The sequence below is a fragment of the Leifsonia sp. SIMBA_070 genome, from assembly GCF_046534635.1.
Classification (GTDB): domain Bacteria; phylum Actinomycetota; class Actinomycetes; order Actinomycetales; family Microbacteriaceae; genus Leifsonia.
This window is the reverse complement of the sequence record NZ_JAWRYK010000002.1, coordinates 628408-639882: the sequence shown is the minus strand read 5'-3', so window position 1 is coordinate 639882 and position 11475 is coordinate 628408. Positions and strand designations below refer to the sequence as shown.

Annotated in this window: 10 protein-coding genes; 1 reads left to right on the top strand and 9 read right to left on the bottom strand. The window is 64.5% G+C overall.

The window, feature by feature from the left end:
- Positions 1-131 precede the first annotated feature (131 nt).
- Entirely contained in the window at positions 132-2852 is a 2721-nt protein-coding gene (locus tag SB754_RS18955) for an AAA family ATPase (protein ID WP_410783952.1), read from the top strand.
- A 3-nt stretch (positions 2853-2855) separates the two neighbouring features.
- Here SB754_RS18955 and SB754_RS18950 read toward each other — a convergent pair whose 3' ends face one another.
- The 9 genes from SB754_RS18950 to SB754_RS18910 form a co-directional block, all read right to left on the bottom strand.
- The gene (locus SB754_RS18950; RefSeq protein ID WP_410783951.1) at positions 2856-3188 is read right to left on the bottom strand and encodes a hypothetical protein; all 333 of its coding nucleotides are present in this window, start codon (positions 3186-3188) and stop codon (positions 2856-2858) included.
- 184 nt (positions 3189-3372) lie between these two features.
- The gene (locus SB754_RS18945; RefSeq protein WP_410783950.1) at positions 3373-4590 is read right to left on the bottom strand and encodes a hypothetical protein; all 1218 of its coding nucleotides are present in this window, start codon (positions 4588-4590) and stop codon (positions 3373-3375) included.
- Positions 4587-5144 (bottom strand): DUF4365 domain-containing protein, encoded by a 558-nt coding sequence (locus SB754_RS18940; RefSeq protein ID WP_410783949.1) that lies wholly within the window; start codon positions 5142-5144, stop codon positions 4587-4589. The genes SB754_RS18945 and SB754_RS18940 overlap by 4 nt, the downstream gene beginning before the upstream one ends.
- 123 nt (positions 5145-5267) lie before the next feature.
- A complete protein-coding gene (locus tag SB754_RS18935; RefSeq protein ID WP_410783948.1) occupies positions 5268-5702 on the bottom strand; it encodes a single-stranded DNA-binding protein in 435 nt (144 codons plus the stop codon).
- Between the two features lie 108 nt (positions 5703-5810).
- Positions 5811-6281, bottom strand: a complete 471-nt coding sequence (locus tag SB754_RS18930) for a hypothetical protein (protein WP_410783947.1) — start codon at positions 6279-6281, stop codon at positions 5811-5813.
- Positions 6278-6682, bottom strand: coding sequence for a hypothetical protein (locus tag SB754_RS18925; RefSeq protein ID WP_410783946.1), 405 nt, complete (start codon positions 6680-6682; stop codon positions 6278-6280). Before SB754_RS18925 ends, SB754_RS18930 begins: the two co-directional genes overlap by 4 nt.
- Positions 6682-8487, bottom strand: a complete 1806-nt coding sequence (locus SB754_RS18920) for a type IV secretory system conjugative DNA transfer family protein (RefSeq protein ID WP_410783945.1) — start codon at positions 8485-8487, stop codon at positions 6682-6684. The genes SB754_RS18925 and SB754_RS18920 overlap by 1 nt, the downstream gene beginning before the upstream one ends.
- Positions 8484-9941 (bottom strand): ATP-binding protein, encoded by a 1458-nt coding sequence (locus SB754_RS18915; RefSeq protein WP_410783944.1) that lies wholly within the window; start codon positions 9939-9941, stop codon positions 8484-8486. Before SB754_RS18915 ends, SB754_RS18920 begins: the two co-directional genes overlap by 4 nt.
- Positions 9938-11473: an SCO6880 family protein gene (locus tag SB754_RS18910; protein WP_410783943.1), complete on the bottom strand. Its 1536-nt coding sequence runs from the start codon at positions 11471-11473 to the stop codon at positions 9938-9940. Before SB754_RS18910 ends, SB754_RS18915 begins: the two co-directional genes overlap by 4 nt.
- Positions 11474-11475 lie beyond the last annotated feature (2 nt).

Sequence of the window (11475 nt, the reverse complement as noted above, 5' to 3'; positions counted from 1 at the left end):
GACACCGACCGCTTCCGATGTCCTGAGACACTTTCGCTTCCGATGTCCTGAGACATCACACTTCGAGATGTGCGCGCGCGATGCGCGCCAAAATGAGCGCGCAATCGGAAGTTCTAAGTGTGAGAGGTGGAGTGGCGCGCTGGAAGCGCGGGCAGGCGGCCCAAGGGGTCAAGCAGGCCGTGCACTACGCCTTCGGCGGCGTCTGCGACGCCACGCTGACTGCCAGGACCGCCGACGGCGCACTTGCCGCCGCCGGGTACGCGGACGCGGTGATGACGCGGTACATCGTCGAGAATGGTGCCATCCGCGATGACTTGCTCACCCGGTCCCAGCTGAAGGATTGGGTCGACGGTATTGACCCGCTTACCGGTGAGCGCCGCGGGCGGGATCTGGAGTCGCCGATTGCGGATCTGATTCTGGATGCGACGATCAATGCCCCGAAGTCGTTCTCGATCGCGGCGATGCTCGACCCTGAGCTGGCGGCCGCGTACGAGGATCTGCAGGACCGGTTGCGGGACCGAATCATCAAGCTGTGGCAGACCGAGCTCAACGCCCGCCGTGGAAAGCAGGGTTCCATCCGAGAGGACCTCGCTCGCATCGAAGTCGTTGAGCTGCGACACGAACGGTCGCGCTCGCTGGACCCGCATAAGCACCGCCACCTGTGGCTGAACGTCAAGGTCCAAGGGGCCGACGGGAAGTGGTCCAACGTTGATACTCGCGTTGCTCTGCGGTTTCAGAATGTCGTGAACGCGGAGGGCGACCTCGCGTCGCGGACTGACCCGGCATGGGTCGCCGCCCTGGCGTCGAGGGGCTTCACCCTGAACTCGGACGGGGAGATCGCGCAGCTGCAGCATCTGGTGCGGCCTCTATCAAAGCGCTCCGCACAGATCGAGTCGAACAAGGCGACGCATCTCCGACAGTGGAGGGAGCAGCACCCCAACGAGGAGCCCTCCCCCACCGTGCTGACCCAGATCGATCAGTGGGCATGGGCGGCCGGTAGGCCGAACAAGCCTGGCCAGCTGAACGAGGAGGATTGGGCCTCGCTAGTGTTGGCCGAGCTTCTCCGTGCAGATCCAGAACTAAGTCGACCGCGGGGCGCGTCCTGGATCCGATCGGTCGCCATCGAGGAGCTCGATGTCGAGCTTCTCGCGGCGAAGGCGATTGTCGATGCGGATGCTCGGTCGACCGGGACGGGGGGACGATTCAGCGACATGGATGTCCGAGCCGGAGCGATTCGAGCGATTGCTGCATCCGGCGCGATCGAAGACCACGTTCGACTCGCGGAGGTCGTCGACGAAGTGACCTCGCTCGCCATGCGGACACACACGGTGAATCTGCTGCCTGAGTCGAGGGTTCCGGCGCATATCAAGCGGCGGATGGCAACTTCGACCGCAACCCTCAAAGCAACGGTTTCACATCGAACCGACTCACTTGCGGCCCCTGGCGAGGCCCTGCACGCGGACGAGATCACCGCGACTGCCCGCGCTATCGAGCCACAGCGCAGTCTCGACAGGGGCCAGCTTCAAGGGGCTGCCTCAATCGCCGGCTCCGACCGAATAGTAGCGATCTCCGGTGCGGCTGGCACGGGCAAGACGACGATGCTTAAGGTTGCCGGTGTTGCACTACGTCGGCGCGGTCGCTCGATGTTCATCGTCGCGCCGACGAAAAAGGCCTCCGTCGTCGCCGGCCGTGAAACCGCGAGTTCATCGTCCTCCCTTCATCAACTCCTTCACGATTACGGGTGGCGGTGGAGCAGCAATCGGGCGGGCGCGACCGTTTGGTCTTGCCTACGCCCGGGTGAAGCCGACCCGATGACCGGGGCTCAATATACGGGCCCGCGAATCGAGATCCGTCCTGGCGATCGCATCGTTATTGACGAAGCCGGCATGCTCGACCTCGAGGCCGCAAATGCACTCCTTGACGTCGTCGCCCGGACCGGGGCGGGCGTCGCTCTAGTTGGAGATCAACACCAAGCACTCCCTGTGGGCCACTCCGGCGCCATGGCACTCTTCTGGCGTCGTGCTAGTCGCCAGGTCGAGCTCCTGACAATTCACCGATTCACCGATTCATCGTGGGCAGACCTGAGCCTTCGGCTTCGCAGTCCGGGGAGCGCGGACGCAGGCGACATCGCCGATGAACTACTTCGCACAGATCACGTGATCCTTACGAACAATGAGGTGGAGGCGCGCGATTCAATGGTGAACGCCTGGTTCGAAGCTCAGCGCGGTGGTCGATCCATAGCACTTGTCACGGCTACTCACGCTGAGGCCCAGACCCTCAGCGAAAACATTCAGGCCCGAAGAATCGCAGAAGGTTCCATCGACGTTCGCCAGGCAGTATCTGGTCAGGCTGGACAGCTGATATTCGTTGGCGACGTGGTGCAAACTCGTCGCAACGACAGAACAACCGATGTTCAGAATCGCCAGAACTGGCTTGTGCGAAAGGTCAGCACCAACCACGTAATGCTCGCGTCGGCCAATGATTCGTTGGATCTCCGAAAGGTCTCTCTCGATTACGCCGAATCGCATCTGCATTTGGCTTACGCGACGACGGTGTACGGGGTTCAGGGAGAGACGACTGACCTGTCAATTGTCGGTCCTGGCGTTGATGCAGCGGGACTGTACGTTGGGCTCACAAGAGGCAAGGACAACAACCAAGCCGTCGTCGTGGCTCCGACCGAGGCGTCCGCGCGATCTCAACTCGTGGAGGCAATGCAGCGGCATCCGGTGGAAGAAACACTGGAGAAGTCGCGCGCGGCCGCGCGAATCGAGCTAAGCCGCGCCGCGCAAGTCGTCACTGGCTCTGCGGGGTCGGCCGCTACTGTGCTCGGCTCCACGCCCGATATGAACTGAACCTCAAGTCGCGACCGCGGCAAGGCCAGTCGCGCGAAGCCGACGGCCCATTGCGCTCGCACCGTCGAGATCCCCGCCGAGCGAATCAAAACGTAAAATAGCCACCCCAAGTGCGTCTGCCAAGTCCTGCGCTTCCGGAAAGACTCCTCCAGGCACGAAAACCAATGGGTATCGCCCGTCCGCGGCAGCGACGTTCGCGGCGTTCTGAACAACCTCAACGTCGAGGTTCTGCCGGCGGTTGTCGACCCAAGCCAAAAAACGAATGCTATATAGATCGCAGGTATTTTGAGTCTCCCCCTGCGCCACGACCACGTCGGTGGCACCGAGATAGATCATCCAATCACGGCACAGCTCTACAGCTTCGTCATCGGATGCTCTCCATTGACGGGGTAGGGGTGATTCAAGGCCCATGCCCTTAGTGTCCACCTAACCGCTGGCGAACTAGGAACGATCTCTTCTGCAGTCTGCCACGAACATCCGTTCAGGCTTGGAGCGTTACCGAACTCCGCACGCCGATTCGCTAATCAAACATGGCTGGCGGGAGCGCGCTGGTGCGGTCGGGTCGCGATCGAATTTCAACGTCGCTCACCATCGCCTCTTCGACGCGAACCCTTTCAGCGCTGTGGACAAAAGCACCCCGTTGGCGTGATTCGAGCTCGCCAACGACTGTGAAGAGTCGCTTCTGCCCATGCGCAGTGACAGCCTCGTCATATTGATCTGCCGTCAACTCCACGGTGACCATTTTGGGCTTCCCATTTATCCGAGCTGCCATTTTGATTTGGTGTTCCGACCCCGCGGTGGAGTTCTTCAGGTTCGTAACTTCGCCGGTGACTCGCGCTAGTGATGGCTCCGGGGCGGCCTCGAAAAATTGACGGGCCTGCCCGATTACTTGGCCGTCCTCGGGAGTGAACGCCACCTCAATCGGCTGACGGACAGGCGCGTGTGAGGAGTCCTCGAGGTCGGTTCGAAAGTACGCTATCTGAATTCCAGACTCCGTGCCCCTGGTGAGCGGTTCGAGGGCGGAAAGGAGTTCAAATGACACACCAGACGCAACGGCAAGTTCAAACGCCTCGACTTGGCCTCCGGAACTGCGAACTTCGGCGATAGCGTCTTTCACAGCGACGAGTGATTCGGCCAAGGTCTCAGTAACCATCCGGCCCTCAATTCGAGGATGGCGGGCTTGATCCTTCTCACTTCTGGACGTTGCTAGAGAGACTTCTGCCGGCGTAAGGGCCGTCACCACGTAACTCCCGACCTTCGTTTGTCCCATGAAGCACTGCGAAAGGAACTCGTCGGAGATGATTGACTCGGAGTTGAAGTAGCGCTTTCGCTTGGACGCTGCGGCCTTTGCGGCTGCCGACAGGATGTCGCGGGTACTCACGACCGCTTCGTTTCCCAGCTGCCACTCGATGAGCCCAGCGGAGTTCTTTGTTTCGCGCCTCACTTCGACCTCGTCGAGGTGGCGCGCGAGCATTAGATCGACCATCTCGATCGTCTGCTCAAATTCCTGGCCATAGCGCTGTCCCAGATAGGCCGTGGCTTCTTCGACCAGGTCGGCCGCGTCCGAGGCATTCTCGTCGAGAGGAATGATGACACGCTCCAGCTCTGCTAGATCAGTGCGTCGAGCGCGGTCCGGCTCCCAATACTGCAACGTGTTCCGGAAGGAACCGACCTCGGACCATCCAAGACGTAGCAGCGCGCGGCGCAGCGTTTCCCTGCTCACTTCTGGAGCGCTCATGGTGCGCCACCTGCCCGGATTCTGGCCATGATCTGGCAAAGTGCTACGTCATCGAAAACATTAGTGGCGGCAGCCGACACGGTTACCATGTCGCCCGCTCCAGCGAACTCTGGCTCACCCTCTAGATTCGCCCAGTAGCAGCAATGCTGCGCGAGGGTGAAGGGATGCTCCGAGCGGATCCACTCTTCCTGGTTGGCCGGCAGGTCCATGATGACGACGATCTGCTTCAGGGACGGATTAATGCGACGCATCTTGTCGTATCGCGTCCTGTGCATCTTTGCACTGATCTGCGACTTGTTCGCGTTCCAGCCAGACGAAACTGCCTTCAGCTGAACTCTGAGTATCGCGTCGTCGTCGTTCGGCATCTCGTGCGTCAGGTCGAGGTCGATTCCGTTGTCGATGCGGGGCGTACCGACGTTGCAGCCCGCGGCTGCAGCGATCGCTCCGACGATCGACTCCTGGAAGAGCTCCATGAGATTGGTTTGCCGAGTCGGCATGCCCCGATGCAGTGCGCCGCCGACGGCGGCGACAGCGGACGGAGTGAAAACTGACACTTTGAAATCCTATGGGCCACCGCCGGTGGCTAGGGGCCTTCTTCGCCCCCTCTTTCGCGGGACGCAAGTTGTCCGCGCATGGCAGCGGCGGGGTCGCTAGGCGCCCCCGCCGCTGTTGCTCTCCTATGCCACCGAGGCGCCAGAACGAAGAGCGCTCGCGACTCGCGGCCCGGTGACTTCCGGGCCGTCAGCTTTTGGGGCGCGGCGGGTGACCTCCGCCGTGGTGTAGCGGAGGGACGGTCCGACGCTGTCGGCGACGACTTCGGTGGCGGCGCGGGGTTCGCCGGTGGCTTGGTCGGTCCAGTGGCGGAACTCGAGGTTGCCGTTGACGATGACGGTGTCGCCTTTGGTGAGGCTGGCGCGGACGTTCTCGGCGGTGCGGCCGAAGACGGTGGTGCGGTGGTACTGGGTGTCGCCGTCGACCCACTTGCCGTCGACCTGCTTGCGATCGGTGACGGCGACGGTGAACTTGGCGAACTTGGTGCCGTTCTGGGATTCGCCGTAGTCGGGGTCGGCGACGAGGTTGCCTTCGATGCTGATCGGGACTCGTGTGCTCATCGTTCTCTTCCTTTCGATTTGCGACCGCTGGTCGGGGTCGCTTTCACTTAGAACTTCCGGTTCGAGGACCGAAAAAGCGCTCAAATGGCGCGCATCGCGGCGGCTCGCTCAGGAGCGGGCGTGGCTCTGCCTGATCCAGTCGGCCCACTGGTCGGGGACGGCGTCGTCGCCGGTTCGTGGGAGTTCGGTGTGGCCGTTGTGGCATTCGCCGTTGTACCAAGTCGCCAGGCGTGGGATGGCGACGGCGAGGCGTTCGTGCCAGCCGATGGGTCCGTAGCCGGCGTCGAGGCTGTCGTAGGAGACGAGCCAGGCGGTGTGGAGGGCGGAGAGTTCTTCGACCAGAGCGCCGTGCTTGAACCAGCACGGCGGGATCTTGCGGCTGGGGAGGTTGTAACGGCGGGTGAACCAGACCACCCAACTGCGTAGGTCGCTCCACACTTCCGGAGCGTCCGCGTCGGCGAGGGTGCGCCAGTTGATGACGCGGATGCCGAGCATGCCGGGAGTCTGCCGAGGCGCTTCGTCTTCCCATCGCTCGGCGAGTGAGGCGACGAGGTCATCGAGTGGGGTGTCGTCGGTCACTGCTGTTCCAGTGACGCTTCGATGTAGTGGGCGATTTTGGCCTGGAGCCGGGCGATTGCCTGGAGCGACGCGGTGCGGCGGGAAACGAATCCCGAGAACACACGGTCGCGGTCGATGAGCTGGTGGACGTATTCGTGGCAGCGCGGGTGCAGCGCGATCAGGTCTTGGTGCTGCTCGTGCGCCGCCCAGCCGTGTGGGGTTTGGGTGACGCCGCGGTAGTCGAGATGGTGCAGCTCAAGGGAGCGCGAGTCTCCCGCGCCGAGGCAGAGCGCGCAGCGCGCGTCTCCACCGGGGGCCTGTTCCTCAGCGAACCAGCGGTCGCGGCGGGCGAACCATGCGACGGAGTGCAGGTACTGGGCGCGATAGCTGTTGTCCCGGGCGGAACGGCGACGGTTCGACATCAGTTGCCCTCCCCCGCTGATCCCCGGCGATCGAGCGCGGCTTGATACTGCTCTGCAAAGACCACCTGCTGGTCGAGCTCAGTGAGCTTCTTCCCGGCGCTCACCTGGCGGGCGTCGTCGCGGTCGGTCCAGCCGCGAAGGTCGAGCAGGATGCCGCGCCGGTTCCGGTAGGCGAGGAGCCCGACGGTTTCGGGCATGCGGCGGATCTCGTCGATCGTCATCACCGGCACCTTCTCGTTCTGCACGTTCGTGGAGGATCCGTTGTCGTTGTACGAGTGCCCGGTGTTCCGAATGCGGCGGAGTCCGAGGAGGGATTCGATGTCGCGGAGGTGGTCGACATCGGACGCTCCGCCGAGGAGCAGTTTCGCGGTGGCCGCCGACCAGATGGTGTCGGCCTCCGACCGTGACCACGCGGTCTCCGCCTGCGAGAGCGCCTGCAGGACGACGACGGTGGAGATGCCGATACCGCCGCCGTCGGCCATGATCCGCGGTAACGCTGGCCAGGAGAACATGTTGGCGATTTCGTCCAGGATCAGCGCGAGCGGAGGGTCGAGGCGGGAGCCGGGTGAGGCGAGGGCTTTGCGGCGAGCGGTCTCGACAATGTCGTCAAGGATCGCGCCGAGAAACCCACCGACGGAACCGGCACCAGCACCGGTGCCGACGAGATAGAGGCTGTTGGGACCGGCGAGGAACGCGTCGAGATCGAACTGCTCCCCCGGGCTTGGCGTCATTGCCTTCCGTATGGCGGGGATGGATAGTGGGCGCAGGGCACCGAATACTCCGAACCAGGAGTTGGCGAGGAGCTTCTCGTCGCCGTTGATGATCGCGTCCAAGTCCTCGGACCATCCCGGTGTCCCCTGGTTGGCGAGCACCCCGACCGCTTCCAGAGCGAGCCGCGGGTTGGAACCCCACCGCGCGAGAGCGTCAATCCCTCGCCCGGAAACGGCAGCCGCGTGCAGAAGCCGGGACAGCACGGAGGAGGACACCTGCGCCCATTCCTGGTTCGTCTTGGATACGCCGAGGGCGGTGCCGGCGACGATCGCCTGGCCTCGCTGATCAGCGATGAGGGGGTCCTCGCACCCGGTGACCGGTGAGATCCGCAGCGCCGAGCGGACGCCGGTGAGCTCCTGCGGGTCGAACACCGTGACGTCGCCGATCCGGGCGCGTTCGCGCATGGTGGCGGAGAGGTTGTCGTTGCGGGTGGAGGTGGTGATCAGGGGGCCGTCCCAGTCGAGGACTGCGTTGATGATGAACCGGTAGCCCTTGCCGGACCGGGGAGCGCCCTCGACCACGATCGAGTCTTCGATCGACACGTACACGTCCTGCCCGTGGGCGCTGCCGACCTTCCATCCCGCGGCCGACGGCGTCGGGTTGGTCAGCGACGGTCGCAAGGTCTTGGCGCGGCGCAGGGCGGTTCGGGCGGAGGTGTGCTTGCCCACCTCGCTGGGCTTGGCGAGTCCGTCGCGGCCGCGGAGCTCGTGGATGAAGTGCCGGTCCGATTGGCGGTACCGAAGCCACCAGATCACGGCCGCTCCGACAGCGCCGAGAAGTAGGAACCCGGCGACGATGTCGAGCACGCGGATCAAGGTCACCGGTGCGGTGCATCCCGGCTCCAGGGCGAAGCCGCCCGGGTCACCACTCATCGCGAGCTGCAGGCCTGCGAAGACGCTTTCAGGCTGACCGCCACCGTTGCAGGTCACCGTGATGGTCGCACCAGCGATCCCGGTCGTCAGGGCCCCAACGACCACAACAGCGAACAGGCCGTAGAAGGCGATGTGGGTCCAGGACGAGTGGTCGTTTCTCATGCTCGCTCACCACCCATGGTGTCGGTGCGGAAGACCCCGAGTTCGTAGTCTGTGCAGATGTTGCGCACCTTCGCGACCCGGTCTTGGCCGATTTGCCAGAGCCCTTCGCCCTTATGGAGCTTCCGGACGAGGTCCGCCTGGGTGTCGTTCCAGCCCAGGATCTCCCGGGACCGGGCGATTTCTCCCGAGTGCTGGGCGTAGGAGATGCGGGTCTCGCAGTCCGCCAGGAGGCCGAGCGCGCGTGAGTGAAGTGCGCTGTTGCGGTCGCCGAGCGCGTCCAGGTCGGCGACCCGGTGCAGGAGGTACCAGTTGCTGGTGCCGAGGTGCCGGGCGACCTTCTCCTCTTCGACGCGGTCGGCGAGCATGTCGCCGCCGGAGACGTCGTTGAGGAGCTCGACGGCGGCCTCTTCATGGATGATGACCCGGGCCTGCCGATTCGCGCCGAGGCTAGCGCGGCGGATCCAGTTCGCCGTAGCCAACCGGGCCAACGCCTGAGCTTCTGGAGATGCACCCTTCAGGGCGGACGTGTCGACGACCATCATCGGTGCATCGGCGTCGAAGCGGACAGTGGAAGGTCCGTCGAAGAATCCGGTGAGATCTCCAGAGACCATCCGTCGCAGCGAATGCGCGAGCCGGCGGGCAGCGTCCGCAACCTCAACCGGCAGACCTTCACTGGGGTCGACGAGCCGGTCATAGACGTGGGTGATGGTCACGGTCGACTGACCGCGAATAGTGTCGAGGGCGACATCGAGAGCCGTGTGCTCAACCGGCTCCAGGTTCCCGCCTTCCCGGAGCCGACGGATGATGGTCTTGACCGTCGCCCGACGGTACTGGAGGACGTTCTGGTTCCAGTCCTCATCTGAGAACGACGCATCGCGCGGCCCTTCGTCGAGGAGGTTGATGCGGGCGGCTTTGCCGGGGCCGACGGAGATGAAGGTGCCGCCCACGTAGGCGGCGACGCGCACCCACTCTCCGTTCGGATCGTGCGGGACCGCGATCTTCCGCCCCAGGCGGGCCAGCCGAGACGACCACGACTTCGCCAGCATCGACTTGCCCGTCCCCTTCACCCCAAGGATCGCGACCGAGTGCGAGCGGACAGCCTCGGCGGAGTACGCGTCCCAGGGGTCGAAACAGAACGGCGCCCGCGACAGCACGTTCTCGCCGATGTACGCGCCGGTGAGGATGTCGCCGGTCTCGGCCAGGAACGGGTACGCGCCCCCGAGGACTTTCGAGGAGCAGCGGTGTGCGGGTGGGGTCGCGCGCAGTGGGCCACGCAGATTGTGTGGCTGCTTCCACCCCCACGCCGGCATCTTTGACGCCGGCAACTCCGCGGACTGGATCTTCCACGACGAGTTCTTGTCCGCGTCGGCGCTCTGGTGGTGGCGGCTGTTGGCGCTGGGCTTCTCGTCGGCGGGGATGCGGCCGATGACCGTGTTGGGCTTCATCGTCGTCACTCCCCTTCCAAAGGCACCGGTAGAGCTCCGGTGACGAACCCGGCGGCTTGCTGCCCGGACATCGACGCCAGCATTAGTCGTGCAGGGTGGGAGGCCTGCTCGATGTCCGTCCGCGCCTTCGCGAGGGCGTCTTTGGACTCGGCGGAGATGGTGACGAACCCTCGGTACTGCACGTCCCCGAATCCGTCGACGAGGTCATGCTCGCGGACCGCCAGGTCCTCCTCCTCGCGCAGGTGAGTGAGCGGGATCCGGGAGGACAGCTTCATCCGGATCGTGGCAGCGGTTTCCATGTCGGACTGAGCGCGGTTGAGCTGGGCCAGCGCTTTGTGCGTGGCAACGGGCCGCACCTGCAGCGTGATGACCCGGGTTGCGTCGCCGGCGTAGAGGAGGGGCTCGAGGAACCCGGTGCGGACGTCGGTGCGGGGCCATTCCGCGACCCAGAAGGTCTGGTGCCAGGACTCGTCGACGCGCATCGCGTCCCAGCCCTCGTCGATTCCCATCACCGGCGGTGCGGACTGCGGCTCGAGGGTGGCGTCCTGCTCGCGCCGGGTCGCTGCCGCGACGGGGTCGGCGGAGAGCGCGAGCAAGTTGTCCATGTCGTCGGAGGTCAGCCATCCGGCGGGTGTGAGGCGGGCATGCTCCATCGAGGTTTCGATGCCGGCCACGCGCTCCTTGAGCACGGCCGCGAGTCCCATGAGCCCTCTGCCCGCGTCGCGGATCGCGGCGTTGAGCGCGACGGTGTCGAAGGTGAGGGTGACGTAGTTTGTGAAGCCCATGGACCGCTTGGAGGCGGCCTGGGTGAGCTCCCCGTACTGCTGGCGAAGTTCGGCGCTGACCTGCGGGGCGTGTTCGCCTTCGCGGGCGATGAGGTAGTCGCGAAGCTCGTTGGAGGAGGCCCGGTCGACCCGGATGCGGATGGTGGTCTCGCGGACGCCGGGCAGGTTTTCCAGTGAGCTGAGCCATTCGACGAACCCGTCGTAGGCCGCTTCCTGCGCACCCTTGTCACGAAGCGCCCACGCCCTCGACCCGACTCGTACGGTGATGGAAGCAAGCCGGCCACGTGCGTTATAGATGAACGCGCCAGCACCGGGGACTTGAACGATCTGCACGTCCCCTAGCGCGCCGGGAAGGAGGAACTTCGAGGTGACGGTCGGTGTAACGGCGGCGACGTGCGCGTGGCCGACGTTCAGCGATGCGGTGGCGACCCGCAGCCAGACGTCTCGGCGGAACATGGTTTGGCCGGCGATGCTGCGGTACGCGTACCGAGCGGCTTGAGCGGCGATGACCAGCACTGGTTCGCGTCGGTAGGTGGCGAGGGCGAAGAACACGACGAGCGCGATCAACGGGAGCATGACCCAGAGGGCGTTCGGGTTGATGAACAGCGTTGCCAGCAGGATGGCGACGGCGCCTCCGATGACGACGAGTTGGAGGAAGGTGAGGCCGAGGAAGATGCCGCGGCGCTCGCGGGCGGCGAAGCGTACGCGGGGTGCGCCTTCATCCGTGATGATCTGGTCGGCGGTGAAGGTGGTCATGA